The following is a 16,097-nucleotide window of genomic DNA, read 5'->3' as shown; positions in this document are numbered from 1 at the left end:
TGGTTGTGGTGACTTAATTATATCAAAGATGGACGATTCTTTTTTATATTTTCTGTAAAGAAAGAGGTTGCCCAAAAGTAGCTATTCAGCTACTTTTGGGACAACCTCTTTTTTATGAATGAAAGTAGCTAGCGAATAGTAAGGTAATCCAAATTATAATAGGATAAGAAAATAAGCTGAAAGCGAGTGTAATTAAGAATTTATTTTTATGAATTAAGTGTTTTTGGGATGAAAAAAAGAAAATAGAAAAGATAACAATGAAAACTGCGGATATTACGCCAGGATTATAGGAGCGATAAATAAAAAACAAAATAATATGTTGAACAGAGTTGAAGAAGATAGCCCCCTGTATAAAAATAATCCAGTATATAGAAGACAAGATGTTTATTTGATATAGAAAGACGATAAGTAAAACAAAGAGAGTCAATATAGAAATCGCAATGGAAAATTGTTGACTAGTTATAAAAGTAATTGAAAATTGATTAGCAAGATATTGTGGCATTTGGAAAGATTCTTCAAGGTTATGAATGAGAAATAACAAGGGAATTATCCAAAGCATAATAGTGGAATGTTTTTTAAACAACTTACATCACTCCAATATAGAGATAGAAAGCCTAGAAAGGCCCTCTATCCAGAGATGTTCATTCAATTATAATACTTTTCAAATTATCTTCACGATGCCCTTGTTCTTTCGGATAAGCAGCTAGCTCCTCTTGTAAAATATTTAGTATTTGCTTAGCTGATTGCTGGATTGGTGCAGGTAACTCTTCTAATATATGCATACCGATTTTTATTTTTGTACGAATTACCTTCCTTATTAATTCCTCATGCATGCACGACACCTCCAAATCGAATGTTTAGTACATCATCTTCGAATTTTGCTCCTTGAATAGAAAGGTGTGTTAACGTTTTGGGTAATGTGATGTTTCGTTTAACAGAACCAGCACGAATGATAAGCTCGTCACCTTTTTGATTTAATGCAAGTTCACTTTTGTTAGAGAAGGGAATGGACAGAACGAAAATATACTCATCGCCATCTTTTTTTACATATTGAGTGCGACCGTTAAATTTTACTTCAGTAGGACAATAATCTTTTTTAAATAAAGCATCTCCAACGCGTTCTAACATAGGTAAGCCAACAACTTCTTGTTCAAACATTGGAGCTTCGTAAATAGGAAGCGGATCAAAGCTATTTTGAATTAATGTTTTATATTTCTTTTGAGTATCTTTCCAAGCTTGAAAATAAGGATCGATGACAGTGTTAGGGATGACGCGGTTAATCATAATCGCATCTACGTTATAATCGTATAAATTTAAATACGTAAAGCTACGCTGAGCCTCTTTAATAACCATTTTTTCGGGATTTACAACGATGCGGATACTTGTTACGTCTCGGTTTGATAAAATATCTCTCATCTCTCCAAGTTGTTCAAGTGTATTTGTTAATTCGTCCATAATATCATCGGTTGGAAGGGGGACGCCAAGAAGTGGTTGCGCTACAGGGCGAACAACTTTTAAAACTTTTCTTTTAATAGGGAAGAGTTTTTCCATCCACCAGCCGAGCATGTCTGGAAAACTGAGCATGGCTAATGTTTCTCCTGTTGGGGCACAATCAATGATAATAACATCATATGTGTTTTGTTTATAATAATCGAGTACACGAAGTAAGCTAATTAAATCTTCCATACCAGGAAACATTGTTAACTCTTCTGTTGTAATATCATCAGCTGCTTTGGAAGTGAAGAGTAGTGTAATATATTTCTGTAATTTCCCCCAGCCTTTTTCCATCTCATAAATCGTATTAATTTCTTGTGCCCATAGGTTTTCACGAATTTCTAATGGTTCAGAAGATAGTTTTACACCAAATGAATCTCCTAAACTATGAGCTGGGTCTGTGCTCATTACTAAAGTTTTTAATCCTTGTTTTGCGCTTTGAAGTGCAGTTGCTGCTGAAATGCTAGTTTTTCCCACGCCGCCTTTACCTGTATACAAAATAATTCTCATCATTCATATCCCCCTTGTTTCGAGTATCGAATATTACGAGTGGCGAAATAAACGATTGAATAAAAACCCAGCTAGGGTTTTATTCAATCGGAATGTTTTTCATTTTAGGTGTTGAAACCTTTTCTTCTGTTTTTTGTTGTGACGTAGCAATGTGATTCATAATCTTTTGGAAGATTTGTAGTAAAAATGCTTTTTCTTCTTCCGATAATGCTTCGGTCACTAGGTTAAAATAATGGGCTGCATTTTGTTTTACTTCTTGAACGAGCAATACGCCGTTTTCTGTTAAACGAATTAATACAATGCGTCGGTCATTTTCGTCACGGTATCTTTCAATATATCCCTTTTTTACAAGACGATTTACAACACCTGTCGTTGTACTCATCGGTATATCAAGAAGGTCAGCGATTTTTGTCATTGTAATATCTGTATTTCGCTCCATCCAAAGTAAACAAAATACTTCAGTTTTAGAAAGTGTTAAATCTAAGCTTACCCATTCTTCAGGATAGAAAAGTTTCTTGGCATTATCTAGCAGTAAGTCTAAAAAATGTTCGTATTGCAACAATTAATTCCACTCCCGTATATTTCGAGGTTCGTAATATTTGTTTTTATTTTATGTAGAATTGAAATAAATGTCAATGGTTTCAATTGTTTTTTCGGATTAGACAGAAAATTCACCTTGAAATATTATTCTTTTATGAAAGATTTATAAATATAAAACTAGAATTTACATAAAGTGAAACTTTAATCAGTGGGGATTTTCTTCATCCCCACTGATTATTAGTTGAACCAATCGGACTTTTATGGGCAGTTGATCCCCCACCTAACTTCTTTGCTTTCGCTGAATTTTGAGGTGGGGGTCTTACTGCCCATTAAAGTGGGATAAAAATTCATCATAGTAAATATACTTATCTATAATAGATGTACAGCTAACGAGGGGGAGAACGATGAGAAGACGTAATACGCAAGCGTTCACGTTTTTAGCATGGACTTCATTTGTTTGCGCGCTTTCAGGTATGCTAATTGGGATTTATACGCTAGATGAAACGCTTAGTGTAAAAGGATACTATTTAATTGGAACACTATTTTTAACGATGTCTTGTTTTGTATTACAAAAAACAATTCGTGATAATGAAGAAGATAACGAGAGATTTCCGAAAAATAAACCGTCAGATAAAGAGTAAATCGTAAAGAAAGGCGTTTGCCTTTCTTTTTTTATGTAAAAATGCTGTAAGTGCCGTGTGTTGACTTGCTTGAAGTACTGAAAATTTGGTATCATCAATAGTATTGTAGATTGAACGATATATTATGGAGGTGGCCTAGCCGTGTCAAGAATTTCCGTTGAGAATGTAAAGCACGTAGCACATTTAGCACGTCTTGCAATTACTGATCAAGAAGCAGAAAAATTTCAAAAACAACTAGATGCAATTGTTACATTTGCAGAACAGTTAAATGAATTAGATACAACAGATGTAAAACCAACAACTCATGTATTAACTATGAAAAATGTTATGCGTGAAGATGTACCAGAAAAAGGTTTACCAGTTGAAGAAGTATTAAAAAATGCACCGGATCACAAAGATAATCAAATCCGTGTTCCAGCAGTATTAGAATAGAGGAGGGGAATTTCGATGTCATTATTTGATCATTCAGTATCAGAGTTACATAAGAAATTAAACAACAAAGAAATTTCCGTTACGGATTTAGTAGAAGAATCTTACAAACGTATTGCGGATGTTGAAGATAACGTAAAAGCTTTTCTTACATTAGATGAAGAAAACGCACGCGCGAAAGCGAAAGAATTAGACGCGAAAATTGGTGCTGAAGATAATGGTTTATTATTCGGTATGCCAATCGGTGTTAAAGATAACATTGTAACTAACGGTCTTCGTACGACTTGTGCAAGCAAAATGTTAGCAAACTTCGATCCAATTTATGATGCGACAGTTGTGCAAAAGCTAAAAGCTGCTGACACAATTACAATCGGTAAATTAAATATGGACGAGTTCGCAATGGGTTCTTCAAATGAAAACTCAGGTTTCTACGCTACGAAAAATCCATGGAACTTAGATTACGTTCCAGGTGGATCTAGTGGTGGTTCTGCAGCAGCTGTAGCAGCAGGAGAAGTATTATTCTCTCTAGGTTCTGATACGGGTGGTTCTATCCGTCAACCAGCTGCATATTGTGGCGTTGTAGGTTTAAAACCAACCTACGGACGTGTATCTCGTTACGGATTAGTAGCATTTGCATCTTCACTTGACCAAATCGGACCGATTACACGTACAGTAGAAGACAATGCATACTTATTACAAGCTATTTCAGGTCTTGACCGTATGGATGCAACTTCTGCTAACGTTGAAGTAGGAAACTACTTAGCTGGTTTAACAGGCGACGTTAAAGGTTTACGCATTGCTGTACCGAAAGAATACTTAGGAGAAGGTGTTGGCGAAGAAGCTCGTGAGTCAGTACTAGCTGCTTTAAAAGTATTAGAAGGTATGGGCGCAACTTGGGAGGAAGTATCTCTTCCACACTCTAAATACGCTCTAGCAACGTATTACTTATTATCTTCTTCTGAAGCATCAGCTAACCTTTCACGCTTTGATGGTGTACGTTATGGTGTTCGTTCTGATAATGTGAATAACTTAATGGATCTTTACAAAAACACACGTAGCGAAGGATTCGGTGATGAAGTAAAACGTCGTATTATGCTTGGTACATTTGCTCTTAGCTCTGGTTACTATGATGCATATTACAAAAAAGCACAACAAGTACGTACATTAATTAAAAACGACTTTGAAAATGTATTTGCTAACTACGATGTTATTATTGGACCAACAACGCCAACTCCAGCATTTAAAGTGGGCGAAAAAGTTGATGATCCAATGACAATGTATGCAAATGACATTTTAACAATCCCAGTAAACTTAGCAGGTGTTCCAGCGATTTCTGTTCCATGTGGATTCGGTGCTAACAACATGCCACTTGGTTTACAAATCATTGGTAAACACTTCGATGAAGCGACAATTTACCGCGTTGCACATGCGTTTGAGCAAGCAACAGACCATCATACAAAAAAAGCAAGTCTGTAAGGAGGCGAGCATAGATGAATTTAGAAACAATTATTGGTTTAGAGGTTCACGTTGAGTTAAAAACAAATTCGAAAATTTTCTCTGCGAGTCCAACAGAATTCGGAGCGGAACCAAATACACAAACAAGTGTAATTGACTTAGGATACCCAGGAGTACTTCCTACTTTAAATAAAGAAGCAGTTAACTTTGCAATGAAAGCTGCAATGGCATTAAACTGTGAAATCGCAACAGAAACGAAGTTTGACCGTAAAAACTATTTCTATCCAGATAATCCGAAAGCTTACCAAATCTCTCAGTTTGATAAGCCAATTGGTGAAAATGGTTGGATTGAAATTGAAGTAGACGGTAAAAAGAAACGTATCGGTATTACACGTCTTCATTTAGAAGAAGATGCTGGTAAATCAACGCATACAGCTGACGGCTCATTAGTAGACTACAACCGTCAAGGTATGCCTTTAATTGAGATCGTATCTGAGCCAGATATGCGCACGCCAGAAGAAGCATATGCATACTTAGAGAAGTTAAAATCAATCATTCAATACACTGGCGTATCTGATTGTAAGATGGAAGAAGGTTCCTTGCGTTGTGATGCGAACATTTCCCTTCGTCCAGTTGGACAAGAGAAGTTCGGTACAAAAGCGGAACTGAAAAACTTAAACTCTTTCACTTACGTACAAAAAGGTCTTGAGTTTGAGCAAGCTCGCCAAGAAAAAGAATTATTATCTGGTGGTATCATCCAACAAGAAACACGTCGTTATGATGAAGCAACGAAGAAAACAATCTTAATGCGTGTGAAAGAAGGATCTGATGATTACCGTTACTTCCCAGAGCCGGACTTAGTTGAACTTTACATCGACGATGAGTGGAAAGAAGCAGTTCGTGCTTCTATTCCAGAACTTCCAGATGCACGTAAAGCTCGCTACGTTGCAGAATTAGGCTTACCAGCTTATGATGCACACGTATTAACATTAACGAAAGAAATGTCTGATTTCTTTGAAGCAACTGTTGCAGACGGTGCTGATGCGAAATTAACATCAAACTGGTTAATGGGTGAAGTACTTGCATACCTAAACAAACAACAAAAAGAATTAAAAGACGTTGCATTAACGCCTGCTGGTTTATCTAAAATGGTTCAATTAATTGAAAAAGGTACAATTTCTTCTAAAATTGCGAAGAAAGTATTTAACGAATTAATTGAAAAAGGTGGAGACCCAGAAGAAATCGTTAAAGCGAAAGGCCTTGTTCAAATTTCTGACGAGGGTACACTTCGTAAAGTTGTAACAGAAATTCTTGATAATAATGAGCAATCTATCGAAGACTTTAAAAACGGTAAAGACCGTGCAATTGGCTTCTTAGTTGGTCAAATTATGAAAGCTACAAAAGGACAAGCAAATCCACCGCTTGTTAACAAAATCTTACTTGAAGAGATTAATAAGCGATAATAGTAGTAACTTTTAAAGATTAAGCAGAAAAACACCCGTACATGGGTGTTTTTCTAGGTTAATCAAACGTTTGTTTAAATGAGAGAAAATTATTTAAACAAACGTTTGATTAACTGTCAAAAGTGGAAAAATGTTTGTATAGCAACTATGGTATGATAGTTGCAAAAAGGTGGGAATAATGATAAATCTAGAAATAGAGGTTTTTTCATCTCATGAAATAATAGATAATTATTATTCGTTATATGTAAATTGTTGTGAGGAAATAGATGGACATAAATTTTTTGTCAAATAAAACAAAACCATTGAAATGAATATTTACTTTTGATGGGCTACACGAATCGGGTTCTTACTGCCTGTTTGAGCGAGATAAAAGAAGGATAGGAAGATGAGAGGAGGTAGGCATGGGAATACTGAATAGAAGTTCGGTATGTTCTTTGTCGATACATAAAGAAATTTCCTGTGCTAATAAATGATGAAGCGAGCAAGAATTATTTATAATCCTACTTCTGGGCGTGAGCTATTTAAGAAGAGCTTACCGGAAGTATTACAAAAATTAGAACAAGCTGGATATGAAGCATCTTGTCATGCGACAACGGGTCCTGGAGACGCAACTGTGGCGGCGAGGCAAGCTGTAGAGCGTAAATTTGATGTTGTTATTGCGGCTGGTGGTGACGGCACGTTAAATGAAGTCGTAAACGGTCTAGTTGGGCATGAATTCCGTCCGAAATTTGGAATTATTCCAGTTGGAACGACAAATGACTTTGCACGTGCAATCGGTGTACCTCGTTCTATTGAAGAGGCAGCGGATATTATTTGTGAAGGAAAAACTGTGCCATTAGACCTTGGTAGAGCAAACGATACATATTTTATTAACATCGCTGGTGGCGGTCGTATTACAGAATTAACATATGAAGTACCAAGTAAGCTAAAGACTGTATTAGGACAACTTGCTTATTATTTAAAAGGTATCGAAATGCTACCATCACTACATCCAACATACGTTGAAATTGAGTATGATGGAAAATTACTACAAGAAGAAATTACGATGTTTTTAATTACGAATACTCGTTCAGTGGGTGGCTTTGAAAAGGTAGCACCATATGCATCGATTAACGATGGCTTATTTGATTTATTAGTGCTGAAAAAAGGTTCGATTGCCGACTTAATTAAAGCTGCAACACAAGCGCAGCGTGGTGAACATATTAACAATCCAAAAGTACTATACACACAAGCGAACCGAATTAAAGTGCATTCACCAGATAAACTAATGATTAATTTAGATGGTGAATATGGTGGAGATGCACCGATGGAATTCGAAAATATGTATCATTGTCTGGAACTATTTGTTCCTGAACATCAAGAGGATGCCCTGTAAAGGCATCCTTTTTTATTATATAGAAGAATTGTAAATTTGAAGTTAGTTTGATTTTCATGGTATTTTTACAATTCGTTTATTTTATATCCATATTTTATTGATACACTGGAGGATATAAGAAACGAGAGGTGGGGTGTTATGGAGAAAGTAAAAGCAATACTATTTGATAAAGATGGAACATTAATGGATTTTCATTCAATTTGGATAAAAGTGGCTGAAGAACTTGTGGCTGAATGTATAAAATTATACCAACTGCCACAATCAATGCAGCCGACTTTATTGAAAGAAATCGGTGTGGATGGGGTATTTGTTCACCCACGTAGCGCAATAGCGGCAGGAACAAGCCTTGATGTGGCAAAGGGGCTTTGTAAGTATATTACGTCATCTAAAGAAGAGGAAATGCATGAATGGGTAAGTGAAAAACTGTTTGCCCTTATGTACGAGCATCGTTCTTACATGAAAATGACGGCAGATTTACCGAAAATTTTACAAAGTTTAAAGGATAGAGGATTTATTTTAGGTGTTGTTACAGCTGATGATTTCGCACCGACAGAATTATTTTTAAAACAGTATCAATTAGAGACCTTTTTTGATTATGTTGTAGCTTCAGATACATTTGCGGCACAAAAACCCGATAAAAGAATTATAGAATCCTTCTGTGAGAAGTTTCATTTAAAGGCATGTGAAGTAGCTGTCGTTGGGGATACACCGACTGATTTATATTTAGCGAAAAATGGTGATTGCTATGCAATTGGAGTACTATCTGGTACAGGGAATCGTCAAACATTAGAACCACTTGCGGATTTAGTAGTACAATCTGTTGGGGACTTTATTTCGCATTCAGGTGAGTTGACTTGGGAACAAGGAAAGTCTAATGTGTAAGAAAAATAAGTCTATAAAGACTCGTTATGAGTCTTTATAGACTTATTTTTTATGGCGAAATAGATGAATACTAGAAAAGAATATTGGCATACATTTTGCAATGAAAAGAGAAAACAATGTAAAGAAAAGGATGGGGTACGTAATGAATATAAAAAAATTTGCTAAAGTAAATGAACAAATTCCTGGACCGAAAGCAGCGTCTTTACTAGAACGCCGCCAAAATATAGTACCAAAAGGAGTAAGTAACGGCATCCCAACGTTTGTACAATCTGCAAATGGTGCTCTTGTTACTGATGTTGATGGTAATCAGTACATTGATTTCGCTGGAGCGATAGGAACAATTAACGTAGGACATTGTCACCCAGCTGTTAAAGAAGCGCTCCATAAACAAGTAGATCAATACATTCATACTGGCTTTAATGTCATGATGTATGAGCCATATATTGAATTAGCAGAAAAACTTGCGGCATTAGCACCGGGAAGTTTTGATAAGCAAGTACTATTTTTAAATAGTGGTGCAGAAGCAGTTGAGAATGCGGTGAAAATTGCTCGTAAATATACAAAAAGACCTGGTATTATTGCATTTTCTAAAGGTTTCCATGGACGCACATTAATGACAATGACGATGACAAGTAAAGTAAAACCATATAAGTTTGGATTTGGCCCATTTGCACCGGAAGTATATAAAGCACCATTCCCATACGAATATCGTCGCCCAGAAGGACTAACGGAAGAGCAGTACGATGACTTTATGATTGAAGAATTCAAGAACTTCTTTATATCAGAAGTAGCACCAGAAACAATTGCAGCCGTTGTAATGGAACCTGTTCAAGGGGAAGGTGGATTTATCGTCCCAAGTAAGAAGTTTGTGCAAGAAGTACGCAATATTTGCTCAGAACACGGCATCTTATTTGTAGCGGATGAAATTCAAACTGGATTTAGCCGTACAGGAAAATATTTCGCCATTGATCATTATGATGTCGTTCCGGATTTAATTACGGTATCTAAATCATTAGGTGCTGGTGTACCGATTAGTGGTGTTATTGGGCGCAAAGAAATTATGAATGAGTCTGCACCAGGAGAACTTGGTGGAACGTATGCAGGAAGCCCGCTAGGATGTGCGGCAGCATTAGCAGTACTTGATGTAATAGAAAAAGAGAATTTAAATGATAGAGCGATAGAATTAGGAAAAGTCGTAATGAACCGATTCGAAGAGATGAAAAATAAATATAATTGCATTGGTGATGTGCGTGGTTTAGGAGCAATGTGTGCATTTGAGCTCGTTCAAGATCGTAAGACGAAAGCACCTGATAAAACGTTAACAGCTAATTTATGCGCAGAAGCAAATAAACGTGGCTTACTTCTACTATCAGCAGGAACATACGGTAATGTTATTCGTGTGCTAATGCCATTAGTGATTACAGATGAGCAACTGGAAGAAGGATTAACAATCATTGAAGAATCGTTGCAAGTCTGTTATGAGAAAGCAAATATTGCTCGTGTTTAAAAGTTAAATAATAAAACAGCAAACATTCTAGCTGACTCTATATAAAATGCAGAAAATTCACTTTATAATAAAGGTATTGAAGTGAATCGACGGATTGGAAGTTAGGGGTGGCTAGGATGGTTGCAGAAAAGGAACGAGTGTTAATGGATTTACAAGATGTATTTGAATATGCGTTTGACGAAATTTTTGTGACTGACGAAAAGGGAATCGTTGTACGTGTAAATAGTACATGTGAAAGGCACTATCAATTGGCTGCAAAAGAGTTAGTAGGTAAACATGTAAAAGAATTGCAGAAAGATGGTATCTTTTACCCATCAGCAACGTTAGAAGTAATTGAAAAAAAGAGGCCAATCGAACTAGTTCAGACCACAAAATCAGGAGAGTATTTACACGTTCGTACAAGGCCTGTTTTTGATGAAGAGGGCAATTTAAGAAGAGTAATTAGTTACTCTCGTGATCTTACAGAACTCTATCAATTACGTCAAAAGGTAGAAGAAATGGATAATCAGTTAAAAACATATAAAAAAGAATTAAGAGAAACATATGAACATGAAGGACTTATTTTTAAAAGTATCGCTATGCAAAAAATAGTCGAGACAATCAAGAAAGTATCCGTAGTAGATAGTACGGTTCTCGTTTTAGGTGAGACAGGAGTAGGAAAGAGTCGATTGGTGCGTCATTTACATGAAGTGAGTAACCGGAAGAATGAAAGTTTCTATGAAATTAACTGTGCGGCATTGCCGACAAATTTAATTGAATCAGAGCTTTTTGGATACTCAGGCGGATCCTTTACAGGTGCGAATCGTGAAGGGAAAAAGGGACTATTAGAATCAGCGCATAAAGGAACGCTATTCTTAGATGAAATTGGCGAAATGCCGCTTGAAACTCAAGCAAAGCTTTTGCAAGTGTTGCAAGAAAAAACGTTTCGCCCTATAGGCGGAAGAGAATTAAAAAAGGTGGACGTTAGAATTGTAGCGGCAACAAATAGAGATTTAAGTATGATGGTGAAACAAGGAACATTTCGGAAAGATTTATATTATCGTCTGAATGTCATTCCCATTGTAATCCCGCCACTACGGGAAAGAACAGAAGACATTTTGCCACTTATTTATCATTATTTACAACACTTTAACGAGAAATATGGTAGAAATGTAAAATTAGCGCCTAGCACATTACAAATGTTTGTTGGTTACCCGTGGGAAGGAAATAATAGAGAGATTGAAAATGTGATTGAGCGAATTGTTATAACTGCCGATGATATCGTTACGATAGAAGATTTACCAATAGCGATGCAAGAATCAACGGTTGAACAGTCCGGTCAAAGTCTCTATAAAATGTTAGAAGAAGTAGAACGGAATATTATTTTGAAAGCATATAAAACATATGGATCGAGTTATAAAGTAGCGGAGTTTTTAAAAATAAGTCAATCTGCTGCGACTAGGAAAATAAAGAAACTTATAGAGGAGGAAGAGAATATTGGATAAAAAAGCGACGTTTGTAAATGTAGAGAAAAAGGCGATGTATATAAATGGTGAGTGGATTACATTGCAAGAGCAAATCGAAGTAAATAATCCAGCAACGAAGGAAATATTTGCGACTGTACCAAAGGGCGGGGTAACAGAGGCAAAGCAAGCTGTTGATGCTGCGCATGAAGCTTTTAAATTATGGTCTAAGTTAACAGCGGCAGATCGTGCAGCGAAATTAAAAAAATGGTTCACACTTATTGAGGAAAATAAAGAAGAGATTGCAGCGATCATGACGAAAGAACAAGGAAAGCCGTTTGCAGAAGCGCTTGGTGAAGTGAATTATGCAAATAGTTTTGTTGAATGGTATGCAGAAGAAGGAAAACGCGTATATGGTGAAATGATTCCTGCTTCTCATCAGAATAAACGTATTTTAGTCATGAAGCAACCAGTTGGCGTTATGGCAGCTATTACGCCTTGGAACTTCCCGGCTGCTATGATTACGAGAAAGGTAGCTCCGGCGCTTGCAGCAGGATGTACAGCGGTTGTAAAACCTGCAAGTCAAACGCCGTTAACTGCGTTAAAATTAGCTGAATTAGCTCATGAAGCAGACATTCCAAAAGGCGTAATAAATATTGTAACAGGTAGTGCGAAAGCAATTGCTGATACGTGGATGGAAGATGGGCGTGTTCGAAAAGTGTCCTTTACAGGATCAACGGAAATTGGGAAAGAGTTAATGGCTAGTGCGGCACAAACGATGAAAAAGGTTTCACTTGAGTTAGGTGGTCACGCACCGTTTATTGTTATGAATGATGCAGACTTAGATAAAGCAGTAGAGGCAGTAATCGGTTCGAAATTCCGTAACGCAGGACAAACGTGTATATGTACAAACCGAGTATTTGTTCAGGAAGAAGTTTACGAAGTATTCGCAGAGAAGTTTCAAAAGGCAGTAGGGAAGTTGAAAGTAGGAGACGGTTTCGGTGACGGAACGACTGTAGGACCACTTATTGACGAGAATGCAGTTTCAAAAGTACAAGAACATATTGAAGATGCTATTCAAAAAGGTGGAACAGTTTTATATGGTGGTCAAAAGGTTGCAGAGCTAGACGGACACTTTATGCAACCGACTGTAATTGGATTGGCGAATGATACGATGCTTTGTATGAATGAAGAAACATTTGGACCGGTTGCACCAGTTGCGAAATTTAAAACGGTTGAAGAAGTAATTGAGCGTGCAAATAATACGCCATATGGTTTAGCCGCGTACATTTTCACGAAAGATATTAGTCAAGCATTCCAAATTAGTGAAGCGTTAGAGTACGGTATTATCGGTTTAAATGATGGCCTCCCATCAGTTGCACAAGCACCGTTCGGTGGGTTTAAAGAAAGCGGTATTGGCCGTGAAGGTGGTCATTTCGGTATCGAGGAATATTTAGAAATTAAATATATTTCATTAGGACTATAAGTAGTATACTAGAATCTCTATAAGGTAACAGAGAAGGAGATTCTAGTATGGTATATTGGCTATTATTACTTGTAACAATTATTTTTGAAGTAGCTGGAACAATTGCGATGAAATTATCAAACGGTTTAACAAAGCTCATTCCAAGTGTACTTATTTTTGTATTTTACGGAATTTGTTTCAGCGTATTTGCTATCGTTGTCAAAAAAATTCATTTAAGTATCGCTTATGCCATTTGGTCTGGCGTAGGAACATTACTTATTACAATCATTAGCGTATATTTTTTTAAAGAGCACATTAGCTTATTCCAAGCGTTTTGTATTCTCTTTATCGTTTTAGGCGTAATTGGACTTAAGGTTTCATCTGCATCATAAAAGGCTATCTTCCAGTGTGGAAGATAGCCTTTTGCTTTTATTAAAACGCCCAATTACCTTTACGGAAGATTGGTTCATGTCTGCCATCAGCTGTAATGCCGTCGATATCAAGCTCAGCTGATCCAATCATGAAATCTTCGTGTGTAATACTAGCGTTTGCGCCATTTTCAGCAAGTTCTTCTTTAGACATCGTTTTTCCGCCAACTAAGTTAAATGCATAAGCATTTCCGATTGCAAGGTGGCAAGATGCGTTTTCATCAAATAGCGTGTTGTAGAATAAAATATTTGTGTTTGAAATTGGTGAATCATGAGGTACTAAAGCTACTTCTCCTAAGAAGTGAGAACCTTCATCTGTTTCTACTAAATGTTTTAAAGCTTCTTCTCCAACTTCAGCTTTATAATCTACGATACGTCCGTTTTCAAATGTTAACGTGAAGTTATCGATAATGTTACCTGCAAATGCTAACGGTTTTGTACTAGATACTTGGCCATTTACACCTGTTTTAAGTGGCATTGTAAACACTTCTTCAGTTGGAATGTTCGCCATAAATGGTACGTTCTTTTCATTTAAGCTACCAGCACCAGCCCATACATGTTTTTCTGGAAGTTCGATCGTTAAATCTGTTCCAGGACCTGTATAGTGAAGAGCTTTATAATGCTTTTCGTTTAAGTAATCAACTTTTGTATGTAATGTTTTATCGTGTTCTTTCCATGCTTCCACAGGATTTTCTAAATCAGCACGAGTAGCTTTGAAAATAGCATCCCATAGTTTTGCTTCTTGTTCTTCTGGTGCAACGTCAGGGAATACTTTCGCAGCCCATTCTTTCGTAGGAACAGAAATGACACACCAGCTTACTTTATCAGCTTGTACGTAATCACGGTATACTTTCATTGCTTCACCAGCTACTTTATGAGCTGTTGCGATACGCGTTGGTTCTACACCTTTTAATAAATCAGGGTTTTCTGCATAAATAGACATAAATGCAGCGCCTTCTTTTGCTAATTCTTCACGAGCGTGTGCTTTCCAAGATGGAAACTCAGCGAATGCTTCTTCAGGAGCTAGATCGAACTTTAAGCGTGTTAACGTCTCATCATTCCAATCCACATATACGTGTTTTGCACCAGATTTATATGCTTTTTCTGTAACGAGGCGTACAAATTGTACAGCTTCAAGAGGTGCGCTAATTGATAATGTTTGTCCTGGTTGAATATTAACACCAACATTGACTGCAAGGGCAGCATATTTCTCTAACGTTTGTTCAAATGACATATGTATAATCTCCTTTAATTTGAAAGATTTCTTACTATATATAATACAAGAAAATTCAAAAAATATATATAAATATAGCGTAAAAAGAGAGCTCAAAATATATTGAGCCCTCATCGTTATTTAATCGAAGAAGCAAACTGTTCTACGGTCGTCGTATGGTGTATGCGAACACGCTTCATTTTTAACAATTCATCGGGTTCACCTTTTGTAATGAATTTTCCGGGTTTTGTTGTCGTCGCAAATTGATAATATTTCTTCGTTTCTGCAACGACTTTATCATCTACATGACCGAATGGATAAGCAACTGCGATAACGGGCTTACCTGTTATTTTTTCTAACTTTTCTTTTGATCCTTTTAATTCCTCTTCATAGTTTGTAATTTTCGGTAAGTCTGCATGCGTCGCTGTATGAGATTGCACTGAGAAAATGCCGGAATCGACCATTTCTTTTATTTCAGAAGTAGACAGTGATCCTTCTACATCAACGTTATCAACAATCATATATTCTGTTGCCGCCGGTTTAAATGTATCGTCTTTTAGCTTTTGTAAAACATGGAATGCATTCATATTATTTTTCATACCGTCATCAAATGTAACAAAGATAGGTTTATTTACTTTATTAATATCACCCCAACGTTCAAAAGTTAGTAATGTATAGCCGTTGTCTTTTAAATATTTCATTTGGGCTTCAAAGTTAGCAGGTGAGACGAATAAATCTTTAATGCCTTGTCCGTGATAATCATCGATTGCATGATACATAAGAACGGGAACCTTTTGTTCGAAAGTAATAGCAGATTTTGTGAGTGGAATGGTTTTCCCATCTTCTTTTATGCCTATTGCTTCAATTTGGAACTCACCACGTTTTCCTTCAAATTCTTTTATATCAAAAGGAAGTGTAAACTGTTTCTCCTTTTCTTTAGAAGAAAAAGATTTAGTGTGTTCCTTTCCATCAGCAGTACGCCAAATTTTATATTGTACTTCAGTTAAAGTATCTTTTATATCTGTTATATGAATAGTAGTATTTGTAGACTCGTGTGTAATGGGCTGATAAGAAATTTTACCTTGTTCTTGCACAGTTTCTGTTTGTTTCTTAACTTCTTGAACCTTTTTCTCTTTTTTAAGTTCCTGGCTTACATTGCTAGTATTACAACCTGCTAGAATGGCAGATGTACATAAAGCAATTGCTGCGTATTTTCTCATAAAATCACCTTCTATTGTGTAGTATGTTACATA

16 protein-coding genes are annotated in these 16,097 nt (G+C 36.4%); 10 read left to right on the top strand and 6 right to left on the bottom strand.

The features are described from left to right. Window positions 1-112: 112 nt before the first annotated feature. The 4 genes from MR070_RS18540 to MR070_RS18525 all read right to left on the bottom strand — a co-directional run bounded on the left by MR070_RS18540 (window position 113) and on the right by MR070_RS18525 (window position 2,566). Window positions 113-583: an HXXEE domain-containing protein gene (locus tag MR070_RS18540; RefSeq protein WP_138322540.1), complete on the bottom strand. Its 471-nt coding sequence runs from the start codon at window positions 581-583 to the stop codon at window positions 113-115. Between the two features lie 58 nt (window positions 584-641). Next, window positions 642-833, bottom strand: a complete 192-nt coding sequence (locus MR070_RS18535) for a DUF3926 domain-containing protein (RefSeq protein ID WP_000544083.1) — start codon at window positions 831-833, stop codon at window positions 642-644. Then, window positions 826-2,007 carry an ArsA family ATPase gene (locus MR070_RS18530; protein WP_000984536.1) on the bottom strand — a complete coding sequence of 394 codons (1,182 nt, stop codon included), beginning with the start codon at window positions 2,005-2,007 and terminating at the stop codon, window positions 826-828. The genes MR070_RS18535 and MR070_RS18530 overlap by 8 nt, the downstream gene beginning before the upstream one ends. A 76-nt stretch (window positions 2,008-2,083) precedes the next feature. After that, window positions 2,084-2,566, bottom strand: coding sequence for a MarR family winged helix-turn-helix transcriptional regulator (locus MR070_RS18525; protein WP_044821657.1), 483 nt, complete (start codon window positions 2,564-2,566; stop codon window positions 2,084-2,086). A gap of 382 nt (window positions 2,567-2,948) precedes the next feature. On the opposite strand from MR070_RS18525, the gene MR070_RS18520 reads away from it, so the two are divergent. The 10 genes from MR070_RS18520 to MR070_RS18475 all read left to right on the top strand — a co-directional run bounded on the left by MR070_RS18520 (window position 2,949) and on the right by MR070_RS18475 (window position 13,595). Further along, on the top strand, window positions 2,949-3,185 hold the full coding sequence (locus tag MR070_RS18520) for a YiaA/YiaB family inner membrane protein (RefSeq protein ID WP_001254394.1): 237 nt from the start codon (window positions 2,949-2,951) through the stop codon (window positions 3,183-3,185). Between the two features lie 141 nt (window positions 3,186-3,326). Continuing rightward, on the top strand, window positions 3,327-3,617 hold the full coding sequence (gene gatC, locus MR070_RS18515) for an Asp-tRNA(Asn)/Glu-tRNA(Gln) amidotransferase subunit GatC (RefSeq protein ID WP_000086999.1): 291 nt from the start codon (window positions 3,327-3,329) through the stop codon (window positions 3,615-3,617). Between the two features lie 15 nt (window positions 3,618-3,632). Further along, window positions 3,633-5,090, top strand: coding sequence for an Asp-tRNA(Asn)/Glu-tRNA(Gln) amidotransferase subunit GatA (gene gatA / locus MR070_RS18510; protein ID WP_000051445.1), 1,458 nt, complete (start codon window positions 3,633-3,635; stop codon window positions 5,088-5,090). Window positions 5,091-5,104: 14 nt separating this feature from the next. Next, a complete protein-coding gene (gene gatB / locus MR070_RS18505; RefSeq protein ID WP_001047674.1) occupies window positions 5,105-6,532 on the top strand; it encodes an Asp-tRNA(Asn)/Glu-tRNA(Gln) amidotransferase subunit GatB in 1,428 nt (475 codons plus the stop codon). 469 nt (window positions 6,533-7,001) lie between these two features. Continuing rightward, window positions 7,002-7,907, top strand: a complete 906-nt coding sequence (locus MR070_RS18500) for a diacylglycerol kinase (RefSeq protein WP_000977677.1) — start codon at window positions 7,002-7,004, stop codon at window positions 7,905-7,907. Window positions 7,908-8,045: 138 nt separating this feature from the next. Continuing rightward, on the top strand, window positions 8,046-8,789 hold the full coding sequence (locus MR070_RS18495) for an HAD family hydrolase (protein WP_242261775.1): 744 nt from the start codon (window positions 8,046-8,048) through the stop codon (window positions 8,787-8,789). 142 nt (window positions 8,790-8,931) lie between these two features. Further along, window positions 8,932-10,296: a 4-aminobutyrate--2-oxoglutarate transaminase gene (gabT, locus tag MR070_RS18490; protein ID WP_242261774.1), complete on the top strand. Its 1,365-nt coding sequence runs from the start codon at window positions 8,932-8,934 to the stop codon at window positions 10,294-10,296. A 116-nt stretch (window positions 10,297-10,412) separates the two neighbouring features. After that, complete coding sequence (locus tag MR070_RS18485) at window positions 10,413-11,780, top strand: sigma-54 interaction domain-containing protein (RefSeq protein WP_000225164.1); 1,368 nt, start codon at window positions 10,413-10,415, stop codon at window positions 11,778-11,780. Beyond that, entirely contained in the window at window positions 11,773-13,224 is a 1,452-nt protein-coding gene (gene gabD / locus MR070_RS18480; RefSeq protein WP_070805114.1) for an NADP-dependent succinate-semialdehyde dehydrogenase, read from the top strand. Before MR070_RS18485 ends, gabD begins: the two co-directional genes overlap by 8 nt. 47 nt (window positions 13,225-13,271) lie before the next feature. Then, window positions 13,272-13,595 carry a DMT family transporter gene (locus tag MR070_RS18475; RefSeq protein WP_000263254.1) on the top strand — a complete coding sequence of 108 codons (324 nt, stop codon included), beginning with the start codon at window positions 13,272-13,274 and terminating at the stop codon, window positions 13,593-13,595. A 40-nt stretch (window positions 13,596-13,635) separates the two neighbouring features. Here the strand turns inward: MR070_RS18475 and MR070_RS18470 are convergent, their stop codons facing one another. Together MR070_RS18470 and MR070_RS18465 are read right to left on the bottom strand one after the other, a co-directional pair. Next, complete coding sequence (locus MR070_RS18470; protein ID WP_000007360.1) at window positions 13,636-14,865, bottom strand: aminopeptidase; 1,230 nt, start codon at window positions 14,863-14,865, stop codon at window positions 13,636-13,638. 116 nt (window positions 14,866-14,981) lie between these two features. After that, complete coding sequence (locus MR070_RS18465) at window positions 14,982-16,064, bottom strand: polysaccharide deacetylase family protein (protein ID WP_242261773.1); 1,083 nt, start codon at window positions 16,062-16,064, stop codon at window positions 14,982-14,984. Window positions 16,065-16,097 lie beyond the last annotated feature (33 nt).

Source organism: Bacillus cereus group sp. BfR-BA-01453 (assembly GCF_022662915.1).
GTDB classification, from domain to species: Bacteria; Bacillota; Bacilli; order Bacillales; family Bacillaceae_G; genus Bacillus_A; species Bacillus_A paranthracis.
The sequence above is the reverse complement of the archived record's forward strand: the minus strand, read 5'-3'. Positions and strand labels throughout refer to the sequence as shown.

Bases quoted from the DNA above. Each gene is read 5' to 3' on its own strand.
- MR070_RS18465 (WP_242261773.1), bottom strand. From the start codon at position 16,064: ATGAGAAAATACGCAGCAATTGCTTTATGTACATCTGCCATTCTAGCA.
- MR070_RS18470 (WP_000007360.1), bottom strand. From the start codon at position 14,865: ATGTCATTTGAACAAACGTTAGAGAAATATGCTGCCCTTGCAGTCAAT.
- MR070_RS18495 (WP_242261775.1), top strand. From the start codon at position 8,046: ATGGAGAAAGTAAAAGCAATACTATTTGATAAAGATGGAACATTAATG.
- MR070_RS18475 (WP_000263254.1), top strand. From the start codon at position 13,272: ATGGTATATTGGCTATTATTACTTGTAACAATTATTTTTGAAGTAGCT.
- gatA (WP_000051445.1), top strand. From the start codon at position 3,633: ATGTCATTATTTGATCATTCAGTATCAGAGTTACATAAGAAATTAAAC.
- MR070_RS18535 (WP_000544083.1), bottom strand. From the start codon at position 833: ATGCATGAGGAATTAATAAGGAAGGTAATTCGTACAAAAATAAAAATC.
- MR070_RS18530 (WP_000984536.1), bottom strand. From the start codon at position 2,007: ATGATGAGAATTATTTTGTATACAGGTAAAGGCGGCGTGGGAAAAACT.
- MR070_RS18485 (WP_000225164.1), top strand. From the start codon at position 10,413: ATGGTTGCAGAAAAGGAACGAGTGTTAATGGATTTACAAGATGTATTT.
- gatB (WP_001047674.1), top strand. From the start codon at position 5,105: ATGAATTTAGAAACAATTATTGGTTTAGAGGTTCACGTTGAGTTAAAA.
- MR070_RS18500 (WP_000977677.1), top strand. From the start codon at position 7,002: ATGATGAAGCGAGCAAGAATTATTTATAATCCTACTTCTGGGCGTGAG.
- MR070_RS18520 (WP_001254394.1), top strand. From the start codon at position 2,949: ATGAGAAGACGTAATACGCAAGCGTTCACGTTTTTAGCATGGACTTCA.
- gabT (WP_242261774.1), top strand. From the start codon at position 8,932: ATGAATATAAAAAAATTTGCTAAAGTAAATGAACAAATTCCTGGACCG.